The organism is Corallococcus sp. AB030, from assembly GCF_003668965.1.
In the GTDB taxonomy this organism is placed as follows: Bacteria; Myxococcota; Myxococcia; order Myxococcales; family Myxococcaceae; genus Corallococcus; species Corallococcus exiguus.
The window spans coordinates 1-25358 of sequence record NZ_RAWQ01000104.1 but is presented as its reverse complement, the minus strand read 5'-3'; the positions used below and the strand labels follow the sequence as shown (position 1 = coordinate 25358).

The 25358-nt window shown below is 70.1% G+C and carries 25 protein-coding genes and 1 pseudogene; 15 read left to right on the top strand and 11 right to left on the bottom strand.

Going from position 1 to position 25358, the window contains the following annotated elements; genetic code table 11:
* Positions 1-26: 26 nt before the first annotated feature.
* On the bottom strand, positions 27-1886 hold the full coding sequence (locus tag D7Y15_RS23700) for a hypothetical protein (RefSeq protein ID WP_121754028.1): 1860 nt from the start codon (positions 1884-1886) through the stop codon (positions 27-29).
* Positions 1887-2615: 729 nt separating this feature from the next.
* Here D7Y15_RS23700 and D7Y15_RS23695 point away from each other — a divergent pair.
* Positions 2616-4529, top strand: coding sequence for a propionate--CoA ligase (locus tag D7Y15_RS23695; RefSeq protein WP_121754027.1), 1914 nt, complete (start codon positions 2616-2618; stop codon positions 4527-4529).
* A 2-nt stretch (positions 4530-4531) separates the two neighbouring features.
* On the opposite strand, the gene D7Y15_RS23690 is transcribed toward D7Y15_RS23695, so the two are convergent.
* On the bottom strand, positions 4532-5170 hold the full coding sequence (locus D7Y15_RS23690) for a TetR/AcrR family transcriptional regulator (protein ID WP_169819916.1): 639 nt from the start codon (positions 5168-5170) through the stop codon (positions 4532-4534).
* 128 nt (positions 5171-5298) lie between these two features.
* Between D7Y15_RS23690 and D7Y15_RS23685 the strand changes: the two genes are divergently transcribed.
* Entirely contained in the window at positions 5299-5955 is a 657-nt protein-coding gene (locus tag D7Y15_RS23685; RefSeq protein ID WP_233605065.1) for a hemolysin III family protein, read from the top strand.
* Positions 5956-5968: 13 nt separating this feature from the next.
* On the opposite strand, the gene D7Y15_RS23680 is transcribed toward D7Y15_RS23685, so the two are convergent.
* The gene (locus D7Y15_RS23680; RefSeq protein WP_121754026.1) at positions 5969-6349 is read right to left on the bottom strand and encodes a helix-turn-helix domain-containing protein; all 381 of its coding nucleotides are present in this window, start codon (positions 6347-6349) and stop codon (positions 5969-5971) included.
* Positions 6350-6436: 87 nt separating this feature from the next.
* Here D7Y15_RS23680 and D7Y15_RS23675 point away from each other — a divergent pair, with 87 nt between their 5' ends.
* From D7Y15_RS23675 to D7Y15_RS23665, 3 genes are read left to right on the top strand one after another with little or no spacing between them, the layout of a single operon-like run.
* Entirely contained in the window at positions 6437-7456 is a 1020-nt protein-coding gene (locus tag D7Y15_RS23675; protein WP_121754025.1) for a zinc-binding alcohol dehydrogenase family protein, read from the top strand.
* A 15-nt stretch (positions 7457-7471) separates the two neighbouring features.
* Positions 7472-8632 carry a sensor histidine kinase gene (locus D7Y15_RS23670; protein ID WP_121754024.1) on the top strand — a complete coding sequence of 387 codons (1161 nt, stop codon included), beginning with the start codon at positions 7472-7474 and terminating at the stop codon, positions 8630-8632.
* On the top strand, positions 8625-9407 hold the full coding sequence (locus D7Y15_RS23665; protein WP_121754023.1) for a LytTR family DNA-binding domain-containing protein: 783 nt from the start codon (positions 8625-8627) through the stop codon (positions 9405-9407). The genes D7Y15_RS23670 and D7Y15_RS23665 overlap by 8 nt, the downstream gene beginning before the upstream one ends.
* Positions 9408-9564: 157 nt before the next feature.
* On the opposite strand, the gene D7Y15_RS23660 is transcribed toward D7Y15_RS23665, so the two are convergent.
* Entirely contained in the window at positions 9565-11079 is a 1515-nt protein-coding gene (locus D7Y15_RS23660; protein WP_121754022.1) for a hypothetical protein, read from the bottom strand.
* A gap of 217 nt (positions 11080-11296) precedes the next feature.
* On the opposite strand from D7Y15_RS23660, the gene poxB reads away from it, so the two are divergent.
* The 4 genes from poxB (at position 11297) to D7Y15_RS23640 (ending at position 14772) form a co-directional block, all read left to right on the top strand.
* Positions 11297-13033 (top strand): ubiquinone-dependent pyruvate dehydrogenase, encoded by a 1737-nt coding sequence (gene poxB, locus D7Y15_RS23655; protein ID WP_120576447.1) that lies wholly within the window; start codon positions 11297-11299, stop codon positions 13031-13033.
* A 126-nt stretch (positions 13034-13159) separates the two neighbouring features.
* A complete protein-coding gene (locus D7Y15_RS23650; protein WP_120576448.1) occupies positions 13160-13678 on the top strand; it encodes an RNA polymerase sigma factor in 519 nt (172 codons plus the stop codon).
* A 30-nt stretch (positions 13679-13708) separates the two neighbouring features.
* Entirely contained in the window at positions 13709-14224 is a 516-nt protein-coding gene (locus D7Y15_RS23645; protein ID WP_121754021.1) for a hypothetical protein, read from the top strand.
* Between the two features lie 83 nt (positions 14225-14307).
* Positions 14308-14772 carry a DoxX family membrane protein gene (locus D7Y15_RS23640; protein ID WP_120576450.1) on the top strand — a complete coding sequence of 155 codons (465 nt, stop codon included), beginning with the start codon at positions 14308-14310 and terminating at the stop codon, positions 14770-14772.
* Here D7Y15_RS23640 and D7Y15_RS23635 read toward each other — a convergent pair.
* Positions 14756-15256: a zinc-binding dehydrogenase gene (locus D7Y15_RS23635; protein ID WP_233605064.1), complete on the bottom strand. Its 501-nt coding sequence runs from the start codon at positions 15254-15256 to the stop codon at positions 14756-14758. The genes D7Y15_RS23640 and D7Y15_RS23635 overlap by 17 nt on opposite strands.
* Here D7Y15_RS23635 and D7Y15_RS23630 point away from each other — a divergent pair.
* A pseudogene (locus tag D7Y15_RS23630) lies at positions 15219-15854 on the top strand (LysR substrate-binding domain-containing protein); the annotation flags it as partial. The gene D7Y15_RS23635 and the pseudogene D7Y15_RS23630 sit on opposite strands and share 38 nt — an antisense overlap.
* A gap of 5 nt (positions 15855-15859) precedes the next feature.
* On the opposite strand, the gene D7Y15_RS23625 reads toward D7Y15_RS23630, so the two are convergent.
* Positions 15860-17338: a S28 family serine protease gene (locus D7Y15_RS23625; protein ID WP_121754020.1), complete on the bottom strand. Its 1479-nt coding sequence runs from the start codon at positions 17336-17338 to the stop codon at positions 15860-15862.
* Positions 17339-17424: 86 nt separating this feature from the next.
* On the bottom strand, positions 17425-18057 hold the full coding sequence (locus D7Y15_RS23620) for a hypothetical protein (protein WP_121754019.1): 633 nt from the start codon (positions 18055-18057) through the stop codon (positions 17425-17427).
* Between the two features lie 47 nt (positions 18058-18104).
* On the opposite strand from D7Y15_RS23620, the gene D7Y15_RS23615 reads away from it, so the two are divergent.
* The gene (locus D7Y15_RS23615) at positions 18105-19118 is read left to right on the top strand and encodes an NAD(P)-dependent alcohol dehydrogenase (RefSeq protein WP_120576453.1); all 1014 of its coding nucleotides are present in this window, start codon (positions 18105-18107) and stop codon (positions 19116-19118) included.
* On the opposite strand, the gene D7Y15_RS23610 is transcribed toward D7Y15_RS23615, so the two are convergent.
* Together D7Y15_RS23610 and D7Y15_RS23605 are read right to left on the bottom strand one after the other, a co-directional pair.
* Positions 19105-19506 carry a TonB family protein gene (locus D7Y15_RS23610; RefSeq protein WP_120576454.1) on the bottom strand — a complete coding sequence of 134 codons (402 nt, stop codon included), beginning with the start codon at positions 19504-19506 and terminating at the stop codon, positions 19105-19107. The two genes, D7Y15_RS23615 and D7Y15_RS23610, sit on opposite strands and share 14 nt — an antisense overlap.
* 20 nt (positions 19507-19526) lie before the next feature.
* On the bottom strand, positions 19527-20135 hold the full coding sequence (locus D7Y15_RS23605; protein ID WP_121754034.1) for a DUF2378 family protein: 609 nt from the start codon (positions 20133-20135) through the stop codon (positions 19527-19529).
* 242 nt (positions 20136-20377) lie between these two features.
* Between D7Y15_RS23605 and D7Y15_RS23600 the strand changes: the two genes are divergently transcribed.
* The 3 genes from D7Y15_RS23600 (at position 20378) to D7Y15_RS23590 (ending at position 23007) form a co-directional block, all read left to right on the top strand.
* A complete protein-coding gene (locus tag D7Y15_RS23600) occupies positions 20378-20761 on the top strand; it encodes a hypothetical protein (RefSeq protein WP_120576488.1) in 384 nt (127 codons plus the stop codon).
* A gap of 25 nt (positions 20762-20786) precedes the next feature.
* On the top strand, positions 20787-22442 hold the full coding sequence (locus D7Y15_RS23595; protein ID WP_121754018.1) for a sigma 54-interacting transcriptional regulator: 1656 nt from the start codon (positions 20787-20789) through the stop codon (positions 22440-22442).
* A 64-nt stretch (positions 22443-22506) separates the two neighbouring features.
* Positions 22507-23007 carry a hypothetical protein gene (locus tag D7Y15_RS23590; RefSeq protein ID WP_121754017.1) on the top strand — a complete coding sequence of 167 codons (501 nt, stop codon included), beginning with the start codon at positions 22507-22509 and terminating at the stop codon, positions 23005-23007.
* Positions 23008-23034: 27 nt separating this feature from the next.
* On the opposite strand, the gene D7Y15_RS23585 is transcribed toward D7Y15_RS23590, so the two are convergent.
* Positions 23035-23667 (bottom strand): TetR/AcrR family transcriptional regulator, encoded by a 633-nt coding sequence (locus tag D7Y15_RS23585; RefSeq protein WP_120576485.1) that lies wholly within the window; start codon positions 23665-23667, stop codon positions 23035-23037.
* Positions 23668-23747: 80 nt separating this feature from the next.
* Between D7Y15_RS23585 and D7Y15_RS23580 the strand changes: the two genes are divergently transcribed.
* Positions 23748-24650, top strand: coding sequence for an SDR family oxidoreductase (locus tag D7Y15_RS23580; RefSeq protein ID WP_121754016.1), 903 nt, complete (start codon positions 23748-23750; stop codon positions 24648-24650).
* Between the two features lie 251 nt (positions 24651-24901).
* On the opposite strand, the gene D7Y15_RS23575 is transcribed toward D7Y15_RS23580, so the two are convergent.
* On the bottom strand, positions 24902-25358 hold a 457-nt coding region (locus tag D7Y15_RS23575), incomplete at its 5' end, for a transposase (protein WP_233605063.1).

Here is a 25358-nt window from a genome sequence, read left to right as displayed (position 1 = left end):
ATGTCTTTGGAAGGGACGGGGGCGCTTCAGCCGGGGAACGACACGTCCACCTGGACGGCGCCTTCCGAGTTGAAGACGAACTGGCTGTAGTCATGCGCGGAGCCCGTGGGCAGCACGACGCAGTCCTCGATATCCAGCGACATGGAGGCGTTGTTCTGGAAGGTCGCGGCCAGGTTGTTGGCGAAGTCCTGCGCCTTCTGCGTGATTTCGTCCTGCGGCGACGTGGAGGACCAGTTGAACAGCTTGTCCAGCGCGTTGAAGACCCAGCCATCCAGCGTCTTGTCCACGTCCGGCGCCGGGGCCTTGCCCAGCACGATGCTCACGGACGTCACCAGCTTGCCGCCGTTTCCGGCCGCGAGGGTGATGGTGCCCGTCCAGGGCTGCACGTAGGTGGCCTTTCCCAGGACGTCCTTCAGGCCCAGCCCGATGAAGTCCAGGGGATACTGGCTGGCCTCGATGTTCACCTGGAACTGGCCGTTCATCGCCACCGTGCAGCGGTCGGTCTGGGTGAGGTTGGGCTGGGTGGTGAAGACGACGGTCTCCGTGCCGAGCACGTACTGGTCGAAGCCGTTGTCCACCTGGACGAACTCGCCCCGGCCGTCGTTCTTGCTGGAGTTACTTCGCGAGCCGACGCACTGGTACATCAGCGGCGCCAGCCGCGAGAGGGTGCCGGGGATGCCGGAGGCCCTCAGTATGGCGGGCAGCACCGTCGGCTTGAGGTAGCCCTCGCCCAGCGTGTCCTGGCTGAGGAACAGCCGCGCACGGGCCTCCGCCGGGGTGCCGTCCGGGTTGGTGGTCGCGGCCAGCGGCGCGGTGAAGCCGAAGCGCGAGCTCCAGTTGGGCTCCTTCCGGCCCCGGCTCATCATGCACACGTTGAGCGTGCTGAAGTTCCCGTTGGTGCTGTAGCGGGTCGTGCGCTCCTTCGCGAGCGTGGGGATGATGCTCGCGGGGCTGCCCGGGGCCTGCGTCGTGTACGCCACGTCCATGTGCCCCACGCCGGCCAGCGTGGCCTGGAGCGCGCTCTGTGCGGCCTGGCTGAGTGACACGGACTGGTTGCTCGCGTTCACCACCTGGAGCGCGCGGAACAGGGACGGCTGGGCCAGGTCCAGGAAGAGGCGGTAGACGGAGTAGTTGAGCGACTGGAGGCCCTGGATGTGCTGCTTCGCCTCCGACGTGGCGGCCAGCGTGTTGGGGTCCGTCACCTGCGCCTGCGACAGGTCCAGCGACACGATGACCGTCGTCCCCGACAGGTCCTGCGTCTTCGTCGCGCCTGACTCCACGTACTGGAGGGTCGCGGTGGTGAAGGGCAGGTGCACGTCCAGGTGGGTCGTCTGGTCGTCGGGCACCGACACGGTCGGGTCGCCCATGGCCGTCACGGTGAGCTGCGCGCCTCCGCTGGCGGCTTGCGTGAAGGAGGACGGGATGAACTGGTAGTAGCGCAGCGCGTGCAGTTGCTTGTTGATGAGGCCCACGGACAGCGCCCACACCAGGTCCCACTCATGGGGCGCGCGTGGCTTGAAGTCCACCCGGTAGGTGGTCGCGTGGTGGTCTCCGCTCGCGTCCGTCTGGGTGATGACCACCGGCGCGAGGCTGGCGTTCGTGGTGGCGGTGTAGTGCTCCTCGTGCACCGGGCCGCTGGCGAAGTCCCAGTAGAAGGAGAGGGGCACCTGCTCGTTCCCCGTCTCCAGCTTGTACGTCACCGTGCCTTCGGGGCCGGGGGAGACGGAGTTCTTCTGCTCGATCTTGAAGGTCGTGCTGGAGCCCGCCGCGATGCTGGTGGCGGGCGCGGATCCGCTGAGCGTGCCGTCCTTGTAGTCAGGCGTGCCGCGGTCATTGATGGGGCAGCCGGAGTTGTTCTGGATGGTGAGGGTCGTGGAGATCGTCACGGAAGGACCTGGCGGGAGGGGGACACCTGCCGTGAAACAAAACCTGTTTCACGGACGCACCCGCGCCAACTGCAAGGTCAGGACCAGGGCTCAACCCCGCGTGATCACATCCACGGCCCGCGCACGCGCCTCACGCTGCGTGCTGACAGGACGCACGTGCGTCGTGTCGCGCGCTACCGCTCGTCGCCCAGCGCCGGCCGGAGCTGGCCGCTGTTGATGGCCAGGGACAGGTCGCGCTCCCTCGCTTCGACCTCCTCGCACGGGCTGGCGCGGAGGGCCTGGTGGAAGCGCCGTTGATCATCATCCGTGTCTGGAGGAGGGTCTTCATCAAGAGGCCCCGGGGGCGTGGCGCAAGCAGCGGGACTACGGCGCCTTCGGCTCCAGGTGCGAGCCCTTGAGCACGTCGAGGGACTGACAGACGCCGTTCACGTCCCAGGTGAAATCGATGAAGGACGCGTCGCCAGCGGACTGCGCGCTGCGCACGTGCGCGGGACAGGGCCGAGTAGCAGGTCGCGGACACGTTCGCCGCGGACACGGCGTAGCACCGCACCGACTCATTGCCCGCTGCGTCCGCGGACGTGCGGCAGTAGATGCGCTGGACGGTGTCGGTGCTGATGGGGTTACGCCCGTCGCGCTGATGAGTCCCGGGCATCTTCCGGAAGCCGTCCTTCCCACCCTCGCGGGCCCGCCACTATCGTCCGGGCACATCCCCTTCGCAGGAGCGTCCGCATGGGCAGCTATCTGGACTTCTACCGCCGCTCCATCGAAGCGCCGGAGGCGTTCTGGGCGGAGCAGGCCCGGCTCATCGACTGGGAGCGGCCTTTCGACGCGGTGCTGGACGACTCCCGGCCGCCCTTTGCGCGCTGGTTCGTCGGTGGGCGCACCAACCTGTGCCACAACGCCGTGGACCGGCACCTGGCCACCCGCGCGGACCAGCTGGCGCTCGTCTTCGAGTCCACCGAGACGGACCAGCGCCGCCAGTACACCTATGCGCAGCTCCACGCGGAGGTGAACCGGACGGCGGCCATGCTGCGCTCGCTGGGCGTGAAGCGCGGGGACCGCGTCATCGTCTACATGCCCATGGTGCCGGAGGCCGTCTTCGTGCTGCTGGCCTGCACGCGCCTGGGGGCCATCCATTCGGTGGTGTTCGGCGGCTTCGCGGCGCACAGCCTGGCCACGCGCATCGACGACGCGAGGCCTGTCCTGCTGGTGACGGCGGACGCGGGCATGCGCGCGGGCCGGGTCGTCCCCTACAAGCCGCTGGTGGATGAGGCCCTCACGCTCGCGAAGCACCCTCCCGCGCGCGTGCTGGTGGTGGACCGGGGGCTCGTGCCCAACAGCCCCGTCACGCCGGAGCGCGACGTGGACTTCGCCACGCTGGGCCGCGAGCACGAGGGCGCCCAGGTTCCGGTGGAGTGGTTGGAGTCCTCGGAGCCCAGCTACATCCTCTACACGTCCGGCACCACCGGGAAGCCCAAGGGCGTGCAGCGAGACACGGGCGGCTACGCGGTGGCGCTGGCCGCGTCCATGCGCCACATCTACACGGGCCAGCCCGGCGAGGTGATGTTCACCGCCTCAGACATCGGCTGGGTGGTGGGCCATTCGTACATCGTCTACGGCCCGCTGCTGAACGGCATGACGACGGTGCTCTACGAGGGCCTGCCCATCCGCCCGGATGCCGCCGTCTGGTGGCGGCTCATCGAGCAGTACAAGGTGAGCGTGATGTTCACGTCGCCCACGGCCATCCGCATCCTGAAGAAGCAGGACGCGGCGTTCTTGAAGCGCCACGACACGTCCAGCCTGCGCTACCTGTTCCTCGCGGGAGAGCCGCTGGACGCGCCCACGCACGCGTGGATTTCGGACGCGCTGCCGTCCACGCAGGTGCTGGACAACTATTGGCAGACGGAGACGGGCTGGCCCATCCTCGGGCCCGTTCCCGGGGTGGAGCCGCGCAAGCGCAAGCTGGGTTCACCGGGCGCGGCCATCTATGGCTATCGCGTGAAGCTGGTGGATGGGCTGAGCGGCGAAGAGGTGACGGCGGCGGACCAGAAGGGCGTGCTGGTGATTCAGCCGCCGCTGCCGCCGGGCTGTCTGTCCACGGTGTGGGGCGACGATGCGCGCTTCGTCTCCACGTACTTCGCGAGCTTCGACACGCCCCTCTACAACACCTTCGACTGGGCCACGCGCGACGCGGATGGGGATTACTTCATCCTGGGCCGCACCGACGACGTCATCAACGTGGCGGGCCACCGCCTGGGCACGCGTGAGATTGAAGAAGCCATCAGCGGCCATCCGGCCATCGCGGAGGTGGCGGTGGTGGGCGTGAAGGACGAACTCAAGGGCCAGGTGGTGATGGCCTTCGCCGTGCCCAAGGACCCCGTGCGCCTGCAACGCGAGGAGGACCGGGATGCCCTCTCGCGCGAGGTGATGGACACGGTGGGCCGGACGCTGGGCGCGGTGGCCCGCCCCGCGGCGGTGTACGTGGTGGCGAACCTGCCCAAGACGCGCTCCGGGAAGCTGCTCCGCCGCAGCATCCAGGCCGTGGCGGAGGACCGCGAGCCGGGAGACCTCACCACCATCGAGGACCCGGGCGCGCTGGAAGGCATCCAGGCGGCGCTCAGGGCGCGGCCTCCGAAGGCGTAGCCTCAGCTCCGGCGCTTCGGCTCGCGCTTCGCGCCGGGGGCCGCCGGGTCCTTGGGCAGGTGTCTCAATCCCATCCACCCGAGCGCGGCGACATGGCGGGCCACGTTCTCCGTGGAGAAGGACTTGCCCTCCGCGGCCCACCAGTGGCCCACCTGCGTCACCATGCCCACCAGCGCGTTGGCGTAGATGGGCGCCACCTTGGACGGGTAGCCGGCGCGCTCGAACTCGCTGCGGAAGACGTCGCTCACGCGCTGGGCCAGGTCGTCGATGACACGCGTCAGTCCGCGCCGCGCCGCCGCCGTGGGCGAGTCCCGCGTGAGCACCGCGAAGCCCGCCGGCTCCTCCTTCACGTAGGACATGAACGCCAGCACCGCGTCCTCGAAGCGCTGCCGGGGCGTGCCCTGCGCGATGCTCGCGGACACGCGCGCCACCAGGTCCTCCAGCTCCCGGTCCACGATGGCCGCGTACAGCCCCTCCTTCGCGCCGAAGTGCTCGTAGACGATGGGCTTGGACACGCCCGCCTGCTGGGCGACCTCTTCAATCGAGGTTGCCTCGTAGCCCTTCGAGGCGAAGACCGACCGGCCGATCTCCATCAACTGGATCCGGCGTTCCGCGCCCGTGAGCCGCTGTTTCTTCTTCAAGTTGACCTCTAACCTACCCGTCGGTAACTTACCGGACCGAAACCTACCATTCCGTAGGGAAGGCGTGGAGTCGCCACCGTCATGAAATGCTTCGTTTCGAAGGGTGTCGAGTCCGTCATGGGGCGCGCGTGAGCGCGGTGGTGTTGGGAATGGAGAAGCCGAAGCTGCGCGGGGTGTTGCACCAGTGGGCGGCGGCCTTCTCGGTGGGCGCGGGCGTGGTGCTGGTGGCGATGGCGCCCACGCCTCGCACGATGCTGGCGTCGGCGCTGTACGCGCTGAGCCTGGTGGGGCTGTTCACCATCAGCGCGACGTACCACCGGGTGAACTGGTCGCCGAAGGCCCGCGCGTGGATGCGCCGGGCGGACCACGCGGCCATCTTCCTGCTCATCGCGGGGACGTACACGCCGGTCATCCTGCTGGGGCTGCCTCCCGAGGTGGGCAACCCGCTGATGGCGTGGCTCTACGCGGGGGCGCTGCTGGGCATCCTCCAGTCGATGTTCTGGGTGGGCGCGCCCAAGTGGGTGACGGCGGCGCTGGCCATCGGGGTGGGGTGGACGATGATGCCGTACTTCGGCGACGTCTTCCGCGCGGTGGGGTCTTCCGCCATCGTGCTCATCATCGCCGGGGGGCTGGCGTACACGCTGGGCGCGCTCGCGTATGCCTTCAAGCGGCCCAACCCCCTGCCCGGCGTCTTCGGCTACCACGAGGTGTTCCACGCCATGACGCTGGTGGGCGCGGGGCTGCACTTCGTGCTGGTGCTGCGCCTGGTGCGCGCGGCGGGGTAGGGCGCGCTTCCCTTCAGCGCCCCGCCACGGCGAGCCGGCGCTTCGGGGCCGCGGGCTCTGGAGCCTTCCGGCCCAGGTACGTTTCTCCCCAGGACTTGAGCGCGGCAATCACGCCTCGCAGCGTCTGGCCCTGCGGCGTGAGGCTGTATTCGACGCGCGGAGGCACCTCCGCGTACACCTGCCGGTGCACGAGCCCGCTCTCCTCCAATTCGCGCAGGTGCTGCGTCAGCATCCGCTGCGTGACGTCCGGGGTGCGCTTGCGCAGTTCGCCGAAGCGCAGGGTGCCTTCGAGCAGGTGGTAGAGGATGAGCCCCTTCCACTTGCCCCCAATCACATCCAGCGTCGCGGACACCGGACAACCGGCGGAGCAGTCATAGGTCTTGTGCCGGGCCATGGTTCCCTTTTCGTGCGTATGGGCGGAAATCCTGCGTACTTGTCCGTTCCGACCTTCGGGACGATGTTGCACGCAAAGGAGCCCCCAATGCGAGCCGTCGCCCTCACGAAGTACCTCCCCAGTGATCATCCCGAAGCCTTCGCCGACGTGGAGCTGCCGGACCCCACGCCCGGTCCCGGAGACCTGCTGGTGCGCGTGCGCGCCGTGTCCGTGAACCCCGTGGACGTGAAGGTGCGCGCGCCCAAGGACAAGGTGGAGTCCTCGCCGCGCGTGCTCGGCTGGGATGCGGCCGGCATGGTGGAGGCCGTGGGCAAGGACGTGAAGCGCTTCCGCCCTGGTGACGAGGTCTTCTACGCGGGCTCCATCGCGAAGCCCGGCACGGACTCCGAGCTGCACGTCGTGGACGCGCGCATCGTCGGCCGCAAGCCGAAGGGGCTGACGTTCGCCCAGGCGGCCGCCCTGCCGCTCACCTCCATCACCGCGTGGGAGTTGCTGTTCGAACGCCTGGGCGTGCCTCGACAGAAGACGGGCACTCCCAAGGACGCGCTGCTCGTGGTGGGCGGCGCGGGCGGCGTGGGCTCCATGGCGATTCAGATCGCCAGCAAGCTGACGGACCTCACGGTCATCGCCACGGCGTCGCGGCCGGAGACGGTGGAGTGGTGCAAGTCCCTGGGCGCGCACCACGTGGTGGACCACCGCCAGCCCCTGGCCGAGCAGGTGAAGGCGCTGGTGCCGGGAGGCGTGCGCTACGTGATGGCGCTCACCGCGACGGAGCAGCACTTCGCGCAGCTGGTGGAGCTGATGGCGCCCTTCGGACACCTGGGCATCATCGACGACCCGCAGACGCCGCTCGACGTGAACGCGATGAAGCGCAAGAGCCTGGCGCTCCACTGGGAGCTGATGTTCACCCGCGCGCTCTACGACGCGGATCCGCTCTCCCAGCAGCGGCTGCTCGACGCGGTGGCGGACCTGGTGGAGGCGGGGACGCTGCGGACCACCATGACGCAGGACTTCGGTCCGCTCACCGCCGCGAACCTCCGGCGCGCGCACGCGGCGGTGGAGACGGGCCGCACGCTGGGCAAGATCGTGCTCAGCGGCTTTCCCTGAGTCCTCGCGGAGGCGGTGAAGTCCGTGGCGCCCGCCGGTAGACTCACGGGCCTCGTGGGCACCGTGGAAGACACCTCTGGAAGCGCGTGGCGTGCCTGGGCGAAGCGGGCCGCCGCGTGGTCCGTGCCCGCGCTCTTCTCCGCGTTGGAGACGTACACGTTCAGCCGGGACATGGCCGGGGCGCCCGCGCTGTGGCGGGTGTTCGCGGCGCAGATGCCCGCCTGGTACGTGTGGCTGCCCCTCACGCCGTGGCTCACCCGGCTCGCCGCGCGCGAGCCCCTGAGTCCTCCGAGGCCGCGCTCCGTCCTCGTGCACCTGGCGGCGTGTCTGGGCATGGGCGCCCTGTTCGCCGCCGTGTACGCGCTGACGACGGCGCAGTTCATGCCCGGGCGTGATGCCACCTGGGCCGCGCGCTGGCTGCGTGCATGGTGGGGCTGGCTGCCGATGATGGGCATGGCCTACGCGACGGTGCTGGCTGTGGCCTCCGCCACCCGGGCCTCCCAGCGGGCGAGGGACAGCGAGCGGCAGGCCGCGGTGCTCGCGGTGCAGCTGGCCGAGTCACGGTTGCTCGCGCTCCAGACGCAATTGCAGCCGCATTTCCTCTTCAACACGCTCAACGCCATCGTGGTGCTGGTGCGCGAGAAGGAGACGGAGGAGGCCGCGCGCATGCTGGTGCTGCTGAGCGACCTGCTCCGGCAGTTGCTCCAGCAGGGAGCCACCCAGGAGGTCTCCCTGCGCGACGAGGTGGCCGTGCTGTCGCGCTATCTGGAGCTCCAGCAGCTGCGCTTCGCGGACCGGCTGCGAGTGGAGTGGGCGGTGGAGCCGGAAGCGCTGGAGGCCCGAGTGCCCCACCTGGTGCTCCAGCCGCTCGCGGAGAACGCGCTCCGCCACGGCATCGGCGTGCGCTCCGCATCCGGGGTGCTGCGCATCGGGGCACGGCGGTGCGGAGACGCGCTGGAGCTGACCGTGCGTGACGATGGTCCGGGGCTGCCCCGGGACTTCGACCTGGAAGCGGCACGGGGCATCGGCCTGTCGAACACGCGCGCGCGGCTGTCGCAGCTCTACGGCGAAGCGGGACGGTTGGGAGTCGCCAACGCGGAAGGGCAGGGCACCGTGGCCACGGTCCTGCTGCCCTGGCGCTCCAAGCCGGGCGCCGCTGGGGTGGCGCATGGCTGAGCTGCGGGTGCTGCTGGTGGATGACGAGCCGCTGGCCCGTAAGGGATTGCGGCAGGCCCTGGCACGCCATCCAGACGCGGTGGTGTGCGGCGAGTGCCGCGACGGCCGCGAAGCGGTGGATGCCATCCGTGCCCAGCGTCCCCACCTGGTGCTGCTGGACGTGCAGATGCCGGAGCTGGATGGCTTCGGAGTGCTGCGCGAAGTGGGCGTGGAGCACATGCCCGCTGTCATCTTCATCACCGCGTTCGACACCTTCGCCGTGAAGGCCTTCGACGTGCACGCGGTGGACTATCTGGTGAAGCCCTTCGACGACACGCGCTTCGACGAGGCGCTGGCCCGGGCTCGTCAGAGGCTGCGCGCCGGCGAGGCCGCCGAGCTGGGCCGGCGACTCGCGGACCTGTTGGCGGACGCGGGCCCGGCACCAAGGCGCGCCGAGCCTCCCGCGGACCGGCTGCTGGTGCGCGTGGGGCTGCGCTCCGTGCTCGTCCCCGTCGCGGACATCGAGTGGGTGGAGGCGGACGACTACTGCCTCACGTTGCACGCGGACGGCAAGGCCCACGTGCTGCGCGAGAGCCTGGCGGCGCTGGAGGCGCGGTTGGACCCGGAGCGCTTCGTGCGCATCCACCGCTCCGCCATCGTCAACGTGGCGTGCATTCAAGAAGTGCACCGGCCCTCGCCCACGGAGCAGGTGGTGGTGCTGCGAAGCGGCATGCGCCTGCGAGTAAGCCGTAGCCGCCGCGAGCACCTGGAGCGGCGGCTGGGCCGGGCCCGCTGAAGCCTCCAGACAGCCCAGGTTGTCCACCGCCCGCCGGGCGCGGTCTTCCAAAACCTGTCCGACAGTCGGACAGGTTTTCGCTGTGCGCCGCCGACGGGGAGGCCCGGCTGGGTTCTCACCTTCTCATCGGTGGCGACAGGTTTCTTGGCCGAGGGCCTCAGGGCTTGCGGACCTTGTCCACTGCGGTGGTGAGGGCGCTCCAATCCGTGGGCTTCAGGTGCATGCCAAACACCTGGGACACCGGGAGCTTCTCTCGCGCGGCCACCTCCACCGTTTCGTCCACCTGCTGCACGTTGAAGAACGAGCCGTCCGGCTGGGGCTGCACCAGGTCGGATGTGTAGAGCAGCCGGTGCTCCGGCAGCCATGCGAACAACATCCGCTCACCCGTCTCCGTGCGCACCGGGACGAGCTCCAGCCGGTTCTTCCCGGCGCCCAGCACGCGCCGCCCGTTTACGACCTGGAGCTTCGCTGCTCGCGGCTTCCTGGCGAGCGTATCCGGCACGAGCGTGCGCGGCGACGCCACCAGCCGCTCCACCAACGCGCGATTGAGATCCAGCACGTACACCGGGATGCCCCGGGCCACGTACTCGCGCAGTCCTCCGATGTGCGGCCATGCGTCGCTGGTGGACACCACGGCCTTCACCATCAGGCCCGGGAAGCGCTTCGCGGCCTCGTCCATCACTCGCGCCGAGTAGCCGGACGCGAGCGGGCCCTCCACCACCACCACGCCGTCGTCCTGCGCCACCAGCGCCACGTTCCATGCTCCCGGCAGCTGCACCACACCGGGCGCCACCTCCACGGGCGGCGCTTCCGGACGGACCACGGGGGCTTCGTCCAGCTTCCTCGCGCGGCGGGCCTCGAAGCCCTGCTTCACGTCATCCGCCACGGCGAAGTCCGCGTCCGCGAGCGGCGGATCCACCGTCACCGCCGTCACCGTGACGGAGTGGTGGGGCTGGCCGTTGCGCGCCCACTCCCAGTGGTGCGGGTAGCGCAGGCCTCCCGGCTCCAACGTCCACGCCTGGAAGGACAACACGGTTCGCACGTCTCCCCAGACGCTCCAGAACGGGTCCTCCGGATGCGCGTCCACCGTCTCCACGGCGGTGGGCAGTCCCGTGCGGGCGTTGAGGAACAGGCGCACGCTCGCGCGGTCCTGGTGGAAGGCGACGACGTGGTGGGGCACCTCCTGCAGCACCGTGTCCGCCTGGGCTCGCAGGTCCTTGGCGTCCAGGGCCGCGAGCAACACGTGCTCGGGCGCGAAGGCCAGCCGCTCCTGCATGTCCTGGAGCTGTGCCGCGCCCAGGGGCCTCCACTTCCCCTGGAAGTCCGCCGCCGCGACACCGTCGGCGAGCAGCATCGTCACTCCCTTCCACTCATCCATCACCATCCCGCGGCTCTCCGACTTCTGGCTCAGGCGGCCTCGGCGCAGGTCGCGGACCTCTTCGAACTGCTCATACATGACGAGGAAGGGGGGCGTGGGGCGCTCGGACTGCTCCAGCAGGTTCCAGTGGCCCACGCCTCGAAGACGCAGGCCCTTGAGCGCGCGGAGCCGGGCCTCGCCGCCCATGGCCTCGGCGGCGGCGCGGACGTGGGCGCGGCCCGGGTCCTCGGCGGCGGAGGCGGGCAGGGTGAGCAGCAGCGCCGTGACAGCGGACAACAGCAGGGGGCTTCGCATGGCCCCACGATGTCGCGGACGGTACCTGCCTCCAGGGGCCATGCCGCCAGTGACCTGAATGGCGCGGCGAACGGTGCTCGGGGCGCGGCGAATGGCGACCGCCCGACTGCACCGGGCAGCCAGCCTTGCTTGGGGCCCGGCTGCACGGTCGGTCGCGAGCCAGCGGGACGGTGCACATCTTCGCCCGGGGTGAACCGGCCCAGGCGAGGGATGGACCATGAAGAAGACGGTGGCGGACCAGTTCGTGGAGGTCCTCGCGCTCGCGGGGGTGAAGCGCATCTATGGCGTGGTGGGCGACAGCCTGAACGCCCTCACGGACTCGCTGCGCCGCCGGGGCGACATCGAATGGGTACCCATGCGCAACGAGGAGGCCGCCGCCTTCGCCGCGGGCGCGGAGGCGCACCTCACCGGGCAGCTCGCCGTGTGCGCGGGGAGCTGCGGCCCCGGCAACCTGCACCTCATCAACGGCCTGTATGACTGCCACCGCAACCGGGCTCCGGTGCTGGCCATCGCCGCGCAGATTCCCACCGTGGAGCTGGGCACCGGCTACTTCCAGGAGACCCATCCGGAGTCGCTCTTCAAGGAGTGCAGCCACTACTGCGAGCTGGTCTCCGGGCCCAACCAGATGCAGCGCACCGCGGAGATCGCAGTCCGCAGCGCGGTGGGCAAGGGCGGCGTGGCCGTGGTGGTGCTCCCCGGCGACATCGCCATGCTGAAGGCCGAGGAAGCGCGCACCCCTACCCCGGAGTCGCTGCGCGCGTCGCTGTCCCAGCTGATGCCCTCATCCGCGCAGGTGGAGCAGATGGCCGCGCTGCTCAACCGCGGCGGGCGCGTGACGCTGCTGTGCGGCGCGGGCTGCGAGGGCGCGGGCGCTCAGGTGGTGGAGCTGGCGAAGCGGCTCCAGGCGCCCGTCGTCTCCGCGCTCCGAGGCAAGGAGTTCGTGGAGAAGGACAACCCCCACTTCGTGGGGCTCACGGGGCTCATCGGCTACGCGTCTGGATACTGGGCGATGATCGACTGCGACGTGCTCCTGATGCTGGGCACGGACTTCCCCTACCGGCAGTTCTACCCGGACAGCGCCGATACGCGGATCATCCAGGTGGACGTGCGCGCGGAGAACATCGGCAAGCGCACACGGGTGGACCTGGGCGTGGTGGGCAGCGTGTCCGCCACCGTCCAGGCGCTCCTTCCCCGCATCGAAGCGAAGCGCGACACGAAGCACCTGGAGCGCGCGCTCGTGCACTACCGCAAGACGCGCGAGGAGCTGGACTCGCTGGGGCAGGGCACGGTGGGCAGGAAGCCCATCCACCCGCCGCAGGTGGCCCGCGCGTTCGACCTCCAGGCGGCGGACGACGCCATCTTCACCTGCGACGTGGGCCTGCCCACGGTCTGGGCCGCGCGCTACGCGACCATGAAGGGCGGCCGGCGGCTGGTGGGTTCCTTCAACCACGGCTCCATGGCGAGCGCCTTGGCGCAGGCCATTGGCGCGCAGAAGGCCTTCCCGGACCGGCAGGTCATCTCCTTCTCCGGTGACGGCGGCTTCACGATGCTGATGGGGGACTTCATCGGCCTGGTGCAGCTGGGGCTGCCCATCAAGGTCGTGGTGTTCAACAACAGCTCCCTGGGCTTCGTGGCCATGGAACAGCAGGTGGGTGGCATGCTCGATGTGGGCACGGCGCTCCAGAACCCGAACTTCGCCGCGCTGGCGGAGGCCGTGGGCGTCAAGGGCCTGCGCGTGGAGGACCCGGCGCAGGTGGATGAAGCCGTCCAACTGGCGCTCGCGACGCCCGGGCCCGTGCTGGTGGACGCCGTGGTCAGCAAGGCGGAGCTGGTGATGCCACCGCGCATCACCGCGGCCATGGCAGCGGGCTTCACCCTGTTCGGCATCAAGGCCCTGCTCAACGGCCGCACCAACGAGGTGCTGGAGCTGGCACGCACCAACCTCTGGCGCTGAAACCCCTGGCATTTCCAGCGGTTGGGCGGGGCTGGAGAAAAATCAGCAGGGCCGCGAATCCATTCGCCTCGTGGCCGCCTCTTATCTGGCGAATGGGGATTTTCCCCGTCGCACGAGGCCGCCTCCATGGGTTCGACCACCACTCCCGACGCGCTGTTGCTCGCGGCCCACGCCGGTGACCGCGACGCGATGGTGCACCTGCTGCAACTCCAGCAGCCGAACCTCCGGCGCTACGCGCAGAAGCGCTGCCTCATCAGCGACGTGGACGACGCGGTCCAGGAGGCCCTGCTGGTGATGTCCCGCCAGCTGTCCGCCGTGCGCAAGCTGGCGTCGTTCTCCGGGTGGATGTTCCGAATCGTCCAGCGCGAGTGCCGCCGGCTGGCCCGCACGGTGCTGAGGAACGACCCCTACGAGGAAGCGCTCGTGGACCAGTGGATGTCCGCGCACACGCCGGACTCGCTGCGGCTGGACATGGCGTCCGCGCTGGAGTCGCTGCCGCCGCAGTACCTGGAGGTCGTCGTGCTGCGCGACTTCGAAGCGCTCTCCATCCGCGAGATGGCCGAGCGCCTGTCGTTGGAGCCGGCGGCGGTGAAGAGCCGCCTGCACCGCGCCCGCGTGATGATCCGCGAATACCTGCTGGCCTGAAGCTCAATCCCTCTCATCTGGAGTCCTGTCATGGCGAACCCCCTGTCCATCCTGGGCATCATCCACACGCTCGTGAGCGTGCCTCCCATCGTCTTCGGCGTCTGGGCCTTCGTGCGCGACGGTCGCATCGACCCGGGGACGCGCGTCGGCAAGGCGTACGTCGCCAGCATGGTGACGTCGGTGGTGACGTCGTTCGGCCTGTCCAGCACGGGCGGCTTCAACCCGGGCCACGCGCTGGGGCTCGTGGCGCTGCTGCTCATGGCGGTGGGCGCGGCGGCGCCAGGCCTGGGCGTGTTCGGCCGCGCCACGGAGTACGTGCGGACCCTCACGTACTCCGCCAGCTTCATGGTGCTGCTGGTGCCGGGCATCAACGAGACGCTGACCCGGCTGCCCGCCGGCAAGCCCCTGGCCGACAGCCCGCAGTCCCCCCTGGTGCAGGCCGCCCTGGCGACGCTGCTGGGCCTGTTCCTCTGCGGCGCCACGTACCAGGTGCTGCGGCTGCGCGCTCGGATGTACGGCAATGTAGGCGGAGTGCCGAACCGCTGAAAAACGCGGGGAGTGTCGATTCGTGTGGGCCCGATTCGACGTGGAGTAGAAGGCCCGCGATTTCCACCTGAACGGAGCACGTCATGGACGCCACCCTTTCCTCCTCCACCCCCGGGGTGGACGCCACCCCGAAGAAGAAGTCGTTCGCCCGCTTCCTGCCGACGGCGGCCCGCGTGTTCATGGGGCTGGTGTTCTTCGTCTTCGGCCTGAACGGGTTCCTGGAGTTCATTCCCATGCCCAAGGACCTGAACCCGGCGGATCCGGCGGTGGCCTTTGGCATCGCGATGAAGGCGACGGGCTTCCTGTTCGCGCTGGTGAAGGGCACGGAGACGGTGGTGGGCCTGCTGCTGCTGGCCAACCGCTTCGTCCCGCTGGCGCTGGCGCTCATCGCCCCGGTCATCGTGAACATCTTCCTGACGCACGCCTTCCTCGCGCCGTCGGGCCTGGGCCTGGCCGTGATGCTCCTGGCGGCCGAAATCTTCCTGGCCTGGTCCTACCGGGCGGCGTACCGCCCGATGCTCGCCATGAAGGTCAACCCAGGCTCTTGAGGTCGATGACGAAGCGGTACTTCACGTCGCCCTTCTCCAGCCGCGTGAACGCTTCGTTGATGCCTTGAATGGGAATCAGCTCGATGTCGGAGACGATGCCGTGCTCGCCGCAGAAGTCGAGCATGGCCTGCGTCTCCGGCAGGCCGCCGGTGCCGGAGCCGGAGAAGCTCGCGCGCCGGGAGAGGAGCGAGAGGGGGGCCACCTCCAGCGGCCGGGCCGGGAAGCCCACCAGCACCAGGTGCCCGTCGCGCCGCAGCAGCTCCAGGTAGGCGGTGACGTCGTGGGCCGCGGAGACGGTGTCGAGGATGAAGTCGAGGCTGTTCGCCTTCGCCGCCATCTCCTCCGGCCTCGATGACACGACCACCTCGTGGGCGCCCATCCGCAGCGCGTCCTGCTTCTTGCGGTCCGTGTGGCTGAAGACGGTCACGTGCGCGCCCAGCGCGAGCGAGGTCACGGGCCGCGTGCGGCTGTCCGTGCCCACCATCTCCCTGTCCACGGTGGTGACGCCCATCCTGCTGCGCTTCGCCCAGCGCCATCCCCAGGTGGAGGTGGAGCTGCGCATCGAGGACCGCTTCGTGGACATCGTCGCGGAGGGCCTGGACGCGGGCATCCGCCCGTTCGAGGCCGTCGAGCGGGACATGGTGCAGGTGCGTCTGTCCAAGCGGTTCCGCTACGTGGTGGTGGGCTCGCCCGCGTACCTCAAGCGCAAGGGCACGCCCCAGCGTCCGGAGGACCTGCTGGAACACGACTGCGTGAACATCCTCCTGCCGACCACCGGCGCGAAGTACGCGTGGGAGTTGGAGCGCGGCAAGAAGACCTGGCGCATCCCCGTGCGCGGCCCCGTGCTCGCCACCAACGAGGAGGTGCTGGTGGCGATGGCGGAGGCGGGCCTGGCGCTCATGTATGCCTTTGAGCCCACCATCGTGCCGCGCTTGAAGCGCGGCACCCTGAAGCTGGTCCTGGAACCCTACGCGGCGTGGATGGAAGGGTTGTTCCTCTACTTCCCCAGCCGCGCCCAGGTGTCCCCCGCGTTCCGCGCCTTCCTGGACGTGGCCCGCGAGGTGTCGGCCGAACGGCCCTGAAAGGGTCAGTCGCGCGGCGGGCCGCGGCGGCGGTCCACCACGCCCGTGGTGACGGGCAGGTCCGCGGACGCCGCGCTCCGGGCCCGCAGGCTCAGGGTGGCGGCGCTCTCCGTGGGCAGCCCCGCCCAGCTCCGCAGCCGCTCCAGCGCCACGGCCTGCTCCGCCTCCGGCAGGCCCGTGATGCGGGAGCCGTGGTTGCCGCCCGGCTGGTAGAACCGGTAGGAGTCATTGCGCGCGCTCACGCTGAACGCGCCCGTGGACCAGGGGTCGTTCTCTCCGTAGACGAGCAGGATGCGCTCGCCGAACGCCTTCACCCAGCCCTCTACGATGGGCATCACGAAGGGGTTGAAGGGGTACGGCCGCATGTCGAAGGGCACGAGCGCCCGCGGGTCGTAGCCCCGGGGATAGCGCAGGACGCCGCGCAGGTGGGCCTCGTCGGACGCGTAGCTGCCCAGCTGCGTGGCGGCCTGGAAGTCGTAGGGCGCGTAGTAGTCCAGGTCCCCGTCGCTCATGTACGAGAGGCCGACCACATCATCCAGGAAGTCCACCAGCCCCTGCGCGGAGCCTCCCGGCGGGGGAATCTCGTCACACAGCGACGCGTCGCCGTACTGCCAGAAGGCGAAGGCGAACTCGAGGGCGCTGAACTCCAGCGCCTTGTCCACGCCCAGGAAGTCGTAGGTGCTGCCGTAGTACGCCGCGGCCGTCGCCTGGAAGAGCGGCTCCGTCTCCGTGCGCCGCTCCAGCACTTCACGCTGGAAGCCGCGGATGCTCTCGCGGCACGCGGGCGTGCCCAGCTTGCTCAGGAACTTCACGTAGCGCGGGTCCTGCGTGCCGTAGCTGTTGGGCGCCACGTAGGCCACCGTGGCATCCACGTCTCGCGGGAAGAACGCCCGGTGATAGAGCGACGTCATGCCGCCCTTGCTGCCGCCGGTGCTGATCCACTTGCCCGGGAAGAGCGGCTTGAACGCCTGGACGATGCGGTGGTGGTCCGCCGCCGCCTGCTCGATGCTGAGCAGCCGCCAGTTCGCGGGCTGCGGAATGGAGGGCCCGAAGAAGCGGTGCTCCACCTGCAGCTGGTTGCCCTGCAGCAGGAAGGTGGGCTCCGTCTGGCCGGGGGACGTGCTGATGCCGTAGCCCGTGCTGGCCAGCACCATGGGCGCCTCCGCGTTCCGGAAGACCAGCGTCATCCGCTGCTGGAAGCGCGTGCCATTGGGGTGCAGGTGGTCCGCCGGCTGGTCATAGGCCAGCACGAAGATGCGCGCGCCCGACGGGCTGGGCGGCCGCTCCTGCAACACCGTGAGGCCGGGAACCGCCTGCAATTGCGCCAGGATGTCCGGCGCCGTGTCCTGTGTCAGGGATTGCGCCTGGACCTCTGGCGCGCTCGGGGCGATGGACTCGGGGGGAAGCTCGCTGCCGCCGCAGGCCTGGAGCCCCAGTGCCAGCGCGCACGCCAGCACCGCGGGACGACTGAAGAAACGTGACATGGGTAAAGCCCTCCTTGGGCGAAAGACAGAACGAACATGCCGGTCCTGTATTTCCAGAAGAAGGACGTCCCGGGTGCTCCCGGCAATTACTTGCGCGGTGGAGGTGAATCGCGCAGCAACGGCTGGCCCTGGCGCAGGTGTCTGGCCAGCGCGGCGTAGGAACCCTGCTGGTATCTGGCCCACGCGTCGGGGGGCAGCAACTGCTCCAGCGCCCCCGCGATGACCTGGGAGTGTCCTTGGAGGTGCGTGCCCGCGTGGACCTGGTCCACGGCGTCCGCGCGGTCGTCGGCCACCACCGCGCGAGCCGTCAGCGTGTCCGCGTAGGTGGAGTAGTCGTTGTAGTAGGTCCAGGCCGCGCCGCGCAGCGTGAGGCCGCCCAGCGCGACCAGCTCGCCGTGGAAGAGGAGGTTGTCTGCCTGGATGGAGCCACCCGCGAAGAGCAGGGCGTAGTCGAACCCCTCGTGGATGATGTTGCCCTCCACCACCAGGTCCCCCGCGACCAGCAGGCGGGACTGGTCCTCCAGGAGGAGGTGGCCCTTCACGTGGACGCGGCCCTCTTCGAAGACGAGGTCCGTTCCCTCCGTCAGCGTCAGGTCTCCATCCACCTGCTTCGTCGCGGCGGAGGCTGGGAGTCCGGCCTTGAGTTGGGCCCGCTTCCCGGCCGTCCCGCAGGGCTCGTGGAGCGAGGCGTGTTCCATCAACTTCTGGAGCAGTGACATGGTGGGACCCTGTTCGGTGGAAGGTCCCGGCTCTAAGTTCTTGAGCCATGAACGTCTACGAGATTCGCGGTGCCTTCGGTCTGGACAACCTGGTGCGCGCGGAGCGGCCGGACCCCGTGCCTGGCCCCTTCCAGGTGCGCGTGCGCGTGAAGGCCACGAGCCTCAACTCGCGCGACCTGATGATGGTGGAGGGCCGCTACAACCCGCGCCAGAAGCTGCCGCTGGTGCCCAACTCGGACGGCGCGGGCGTGGTGGACGCGGTGGGGCCGGGCGTCACCCGCGTGAAGCCAGGCGACCGGGTGATGACGCTGTTCGCGCAGGGCTGGCAGGCCGGTGAGCCGACGAAGGCCATCACCGCCACCACGCTGGGCGGGCCGCTGGATGGCGCGCTCGCGGACACGATGCTCCTGCACGAGGACGGCGTGGTGCCCACGCCCGCGTACCTCACCGACGAGGAGGCCGCCACGCTGCCGTGCGCGGCGGTGACGGCGTGGAGCGCGCTCGTCACGCAAGGCGCGCTCAAGGCCGGGGACACGGTGCTGGTCCAGGGCACGGGCGGCGTGTCCATCTTCGCGCTGCAGATTGCCCGGCTGTTCGGCGCGCACGTCATCGCCACGTCCAGCCGCGACGACAAGCTGGAGCGGGCCCTGAAGCTGGGCGCGCAGGAGGGCATCAACTACGTCACCACCCCGGACTGGGAGAAGGCGGCGCGCACGCTCACCGGAGGCGTGGGCGTGGACCACGTGGTGGAGGTGGGCGGCTCGGGGACGTTCGAGAAGTCACTCAAGGCGCTGCGCGTGGGCGGCACCGTGTCCGTCATCGGCGTGCTGTCCGGTGGGGCGGGCTCCGTGTCCCTGGTCCCCATCCTGATGCAGAACCTGCGCGTGCAGGGCGTGTTCGTGGGCCACCGTCAGTCCTTCGAGGCGCTGACGCGCGCGTTCACGCTCCATGACGTCCACCCGGTGGTGGACCGCGTGTTCCCCTTCGCGGAAGCGCGCGCCGCCTTCGAGCACATGAAGCAGGGCGCGCACTTCGGGAAGATTGTCATCAAGGTGAGCTGACCCACGCGAAGTGGAAGTGGGCCTCCACCGTGGGCGTGGTGGTGCCCTTGGGCATGGGCGGGAAGGGCGCCGCCTTCTTCACCGCGGCGAGCGCGGCGGCGTCCCAGGCCTTGGCGCCGGACTCGGTGAGGATGGCGGTGGAGACCAGCTTGCCGTCCTTGTCGAGCACGGCCTGGACGATGGTCTTCTTGCCCAGGGCCGGCGTGCCCTTGGGGCCCGGCTGCTTCCAGGCCTTCGCCACCCGCTGGAAGGCCTGCTGCTGGTAGGTGGGGCTGTCCACCGAGCCCTGGAAGTAGGTCTGCAGCTGGGGACTGCCGCTCGCGGCCAGGGCCCCGGAAGCGAGGGCCAGCGCGAGCACCACCACGGCGGTTTTCGGGATGCGGAGCATGGGCCGAATATAGGGCCCGCTCAGCTCCTCGGCTGGGGGCCTCGGGGCGGCAGGGGCTTCGCTTCGGGGGGCTTGCCCGCGCCCTTCTCCGGCTGCCAGGACAGGTCGTACACCGCCGCGTCGCCCGCCGCGCGCATCAGCACCACGGAGGCTCCGTGCGCGCCGCTCATCTCCAGGCCGGCGGAGAAGAGGCCCCGGTAGAAGCCGGCGATCACCACCGGGCGGCAGGTGAGCACGTAGCGCGTGGGCCCCGTCTGCTCCAGCCGCGCCTCCAGGTAGTTGGTGCCCGTGCGCAGGTTGCGCGTCATCCGCTCCAGCATCCGGTGCGGCCCCAACAGCCGCACGCCCGCCAGGAGCGCGCTGCCAATGAGCGTGGACCCGTAGCCCTCCAGGAAGCGCCGGCCCACCACCTCCGCGCCGTCGTCCAGCGTGGCCGCGGGCGCGAGCACGGACGACGCCAGCTTCAGCGACTCCACCCACACCTCCAGGGGATAGGCCACCGCCAGCTTCCCGCGAGGGTCGATGCCGGCGTCGCGTAGCTGCCGCGCGCAGGGCTCGTCCAGGTGGTCACCCAGGGCGCGAATCAGCCCTTCGAAGCTCTGCTGGAAGACAAGGCGTTCGGGGGTCATCGGCATGTCCTCCCACGCTACCCGTGTGAGAGGGGCCGCCTCAACCCGGTAGGTTCCCAGTTCTCAAGAACATGACGCGGAGTGTTCGAAAACGCAGTGCGGCACGCGGCCCGACGGGTCGGCCGACGCGGTTCGACGCGTCGAATGGGGGGGCTGGAGCGACTCCTCCGAGGGGACGGGGCATGGCATCGCGGTTGCTTTGGGGGAGGAGGCGTCACCTCAACCCACCTAGGAGCAAGACCATGGGCACTCCCTCCGTGATTTTCGTCGCCAACAACACCAGCGGTGCCAACTGGCTGCCGGGCACTCCCACCATCGACCACGGGGCCCTCAGCCCGTCGGCGCCGCCCAACGTGTCGACGCAGGCGGGCCCTCAGAACCTGTTCACCGCGGAGCCCAACTGGGGGCTGATGGGGGACGAGGGCGCCGTGACGTACTCGTGCGGCGCCAGCCCGTCGACGGACCAGTTCGTGCTGTGGTGGGACAACCGCTGGTCGCACGCCTCCGGTCCGGGCGTCATCGCGAAGAGCAGCAACTACGACATCTCCTCCACGGTGTCGTTCAGCCAGGGCTCCGGCAACTACACCGTCACGGTGAGCCTGGCGCCCAAGGCGGCGAAGCGCTGACGCGCGTGCGGTAGGGTCGTGGGCCATGCCGCACGACCCCCTCGCCGATGTCTCCACTGCCGCGATGAAGGAGCGCGGAGGCTCGCGGGCGGCTCCCCGCGCCGTGCCCGCGCTGACGGTGGTGTCCCATCCGGTGCCCCGGCGCGTGGGGGAGCGGCTGCTGTTGGACGCGGTGGTGGCGGGGCGGACCCTGGCCCTGTCGCGCAACGGGCCGGACTTCGCGAAGCCGGGCAGCTCGCTGGGGCTGCCGCTGGCGGATCCATTCGTGAGCCGCAAGCCGCTGGAGCTCTCCGCCCTGCCGGATGGGGGCGTACGCCTGACGGTGCCGGAGGACGGCACGCACGTGGTCGCGGCGGGCGTGCCGTTCCATGGCGCGAGGGACTTCGGGCCGGCGGAGTTGATGGACGGAGTCGCGCTGGAGCTGTCGGGCCGCGTGGTGCTGCTGCTGCACACGGTGGAGCTGGACGGCGAGGGCATGGCGGACACGCCGGGCATGGTGGGCGAGAGCGCGGGCCTGCGGCGGCTGCGCAAGCACATCGAGCGGGTGGCGGACCTGGACGTGTCGGTGCTCATCCGGGGCGAGACGGGCACGGGCAAGGAGCTGGTGGCGCAGGCCATCCACCAGCTGTCACCGCGCCGGGATGGGCACTTCGTCAGCGTCAACCTGGGGGCCATCCCCAAGGAGCTGGCGGCGGCGGAGCTGTTCGGTTCGCGCAAGGGCGCGTACTCCGGGGCCACGCAGGACCGCGAGGGCTTCTTCCGCGCCGCGCACGGGGGCACGCTGTTCCTGGACGAGGTGGGCGAGGCGCCGCCGGAAGTGCAGGTGATGCTCCTGCGCGTGTTGGAGACGGGCGAGCTGTACCCCGTGGGCGCCAGCCAGCCGGTGAAGGTGGACGTGCGGCTCATCGCCGCGACGGACGCGCACCTGGAGGATCAGATCCGCGACGGGCGCTTCAAGGCGCCGCTGCTGCACCGGTTGGCGGGCTACGACCTGCGCGTGCCCGCCCTGCGGGAGCGGCGCGAGGACGTGGGCCGGTTGTTCTTCCACTTCGCGCGCGAGGAGCTGGCGGCACTGGGAGAGGCGGCGCGGCTGGACACGGAGGATCCGCACGCGGAGCCGTGGCTGCCCGCGCCGCTGGCGTCGCGGCTGGTGCGGGCGGCGTGGCCGGGCAACATCCGGCAGCTTCGCAACCTCACGCGGCAGCTGATCATCGGGAGCCGGGGGCAGGCCCGCTTGCAGCTGGATCCCCAATTGGAGGAAGCGCTGGGCTCGGCGGCGGGAGCGGGGGCCGCGCCGATTCCGCGAGGAGCACAGGCCTCGGCTGGCGTTCCCGTGGCTCCGGCTCAAGGCGCCGACGCCCCGGAGGCGCGCGAGGCGGCGGTGCCCCGGCGCAAGCCGTCGCAGGTGACGGAGGCGGAGCTGCTGGCCGCGCTGCGGGCGAGCGCATGGGACCTGAAGGCCACGGCGGACGCGTTGGGCATTCCACGCCCGTCCGTCTACGACCTCATCGAGCGCAGCCCGAACCTGCGCACCGCCGGGGACCTGGGCGCGGACGAAATCATCCGCTGCTTCGAGACCTGCGGCGGCGACCTGGACGCGATGGTGCGCACGCTGGAGGTATCGAAGCGCGCGCTGGGGCGGCGGTTGAAGGAGTTGGGGCTTACGGCGAAGGTCCCATGAACGCAGTGGCACGCTTGCTGCTGAGCCGTCGCGTCATCCGTCTTCATCCCCTGGAGGGTTCCCCATGCGAAGCCGCGTCCTCTTCCCGCTGTGCCTCACCGGACTGCTGCTGGCCTGTGCCAGTGGCGCCCGTTCCACCTCATCCGAAGCCGCGTCGTCCGACAGCGAGCCGGTGCAGCCCTGCACGGTGAACCCGACGCCGCCCCAGGCGGACGTGCTGGTGACCATCACCGCCAGCACGGACGGTAAGGTGCACTTCAGCAGCACGACGGTGAAGTTGCTGCCCGGGCAGACGGTGGGCTTCGTGTCCCAGGTGCAGCAGGACCGGTGCATCCGCGTGCATGAAAGCAGTTTCCTCGAGGACCCTCGGCGGAACCCCCTGTCGGTGCCCGCGTGTCAGGTCGCTTCCTGGACGCTGAGCTCCGGGGATGAGCCGGGGACGAGAACGTCGCTGTGGTCCTGCCCGACGAGCGACTGCTCCAAGTGCACGCAGCCCACGCAGTCCGATGGCATCCGACAGACCATCAACGGCACGCTGGAAGTTACCGGGCGCAACGAGGACTGACGCCCGCGCCCCGTGATGCGGACCACGTCAGGGCTTGCGAGCCCTGACCGGCCTGGCGGACTGCCGTGGCGGCGCGGCCGGAGCCACGGGAGGACTGGTGCTCGCGGTGACGGCCTTGAGCTCTTCGAGGCCGAGCTGGATGTGCCGTGAGAGGTCCTGCGCCTTCGGGTCCTCGAGCCAGCGCTCGAACGCGACCTTGAAGACGGCGATGCCTGCCTCGGCGGCCAGGCTCGCGGTGGGCTCGGTGACGCCGCGCTTTCGAAGCGTGTCCGCGGCGGCCGAGGCGAGGGAGGCCAGCTTGATCAGCTCGCGCTCCCGCAGTTCCGAGTGCGCGGCGAGGAGCGCCTGGCGCGCCCGGGCATGCTCGCGGCGGTCCTTGAAGAAGGGGGCCAGGGACTCGAGGGCGGCGGCGACCGTGTCGAGCGGCGCGGTCCCCTGAGGGGCCTCCGCGATGGTGGAGACGATGCGCTTGTGGAGCGCGTCCGAGCCTCCGAACAGGACCTCCTTCTTATCGGTGAAGTAGCGGAAGAACGTCCGCTCGGTGAGCCCCGCGCGCGCGGCGATCTCCTCCACCGTCGTCCGGTCGTACCCGTGCTCCTGGAACAGGCTCATCGCGGCCTGTGCAAGCCGGTCTCGTGCGTTGGGTTCCCAGCGGCCCATGGGTCCAAGCTTAACCTGATTGCAGTCACTGACATCACTTGTTAGTAGTGATGTCAGTAGCTGACATCAAGGAGCTTTCCATGCGCGTATTCGTGACGGGTGCGTCTGGTTTCATCGGCTCGGCGGTCGTCCCTGAACTCTTGGGGGCAGGGCATCAGGTGGTGGGGCTTGCCCGCTCGGATGCTTCGGCCCGGGCCCTGGAGGCGGCGGGGGCGGAGGTGCATCGCGGTTCGCTGGACGACCCGGACAGCCTGCGTGCGGGAGCGGCGAAGGCGGACGGCGTCATCCACCTGGCGTTCATCCACGACTTCTCCCGCTTCGCGGACTCGGTGCGTGCTGACGCGCGCGCGATTGAAGCCATGGGCAAGGCGCTCGAGGGTTCCCAGCGGCCCCTCGTCATCGCGGCGGGGTTGCTGGGCCTGGCGCCGGGACGCATCGCCGTGGAGACCGACGCGGCGGCTCCATCGGGGCGCGGCGCGTCGGAGGCGATGATGCTCGCGCTGGCCGAGCGCGGTGTGCGCACGTCCATCGTGCGGCTTGCACCGTCGGTTCACGGCAAGGGCGACCACGGCTTCGTGCCGCACCTCATCGCTTCCGCGCGGCGCAAGGGCGTGGCCGCCTACGTCGGGGATGGGGCGAATCGCTGGCCCGCAGTGCACCGGTCCGACGCGGCCCGGCTCTTCCGGCTCGCGCTGGAGCGGTCCCCCGCGGGTTCAAGGCTCCACGCCGCGGCCGACGAGGGCGTGCCAGCCCGTGACATCGCGGCTGTCATCGGCCGCCGGTTGGGGGTGCCGGTCGCTTCGAAGACGCCAGCGGAGGCGGGCGACTTCCTCGGCTTCCTGGGGACGCTCTTCGCGATCGATGCTCCTGCGTCGAGCGCCCGCACGCGTGAACAGCTCGGCTGGCGACCCGAAGGGCCCGGGCTCCTGGCGGACCTCGACGACGACCACTACTTCGCACCGGACGCTGGCACGATCCTGTGAGCGCGATGGAGGAGCGCTGGCGTCCCGGTTCTACGGGCCGGGTCTGACACGAGGCCGCTCGGGGATCCGCTGGACCGGCGGCGTCCTGCTGTCCGATGGGCGAGGGGAGGGCGCACGTTCGCGCCAATCGGACGACAAGTCTGTCCGTCCGCACGGATGAGAAGGTGAGAGCCCGGCAGGGCCTCCCCGGCCGCAGCGCACGAACCTGTCCGACAGGAGGTCTGCGCGGAATAGGGGTGCAGGCTGACTGGCTACTGAGCCTCAAGGGAGGCAGGCGCCTCCAGCACGAAGTAGACGCAAAAAAGCCGGCTGCGTGTCAGCAGCCGGCGGATGTTGTGGGCCAGGAGTTTGAGGAGGACTTCGGCCTGGACGGTGCTGGGGTGGCGGGAGCTGAGACGACGGAAACGCATGTCGTGCTCCACCGAGGCGAACACCGGCTCCACGGTGGCGATGCGCTGGTGGTAGCGGGCCGCGGCCCCCCGTTGGGACATGCGCAGGAGCATGGCCTGGCGAAAGCGTTCGTACTCCCAGCGCACGGTGAGTTTGCGGCGCGGCCTCTGCGTACACCGCGGACGCAAGGGGCAGTCCGCGCATCCGACGCCGAAGTAGGCTTCGCACGCGCCAGAGGTATCGCGCACGGGCCCCCGCATGGTGCGCCCTGCCGGGCACACCACGGCTCGCGTCGAGGGCTGAAACTCGAAGGCCTCG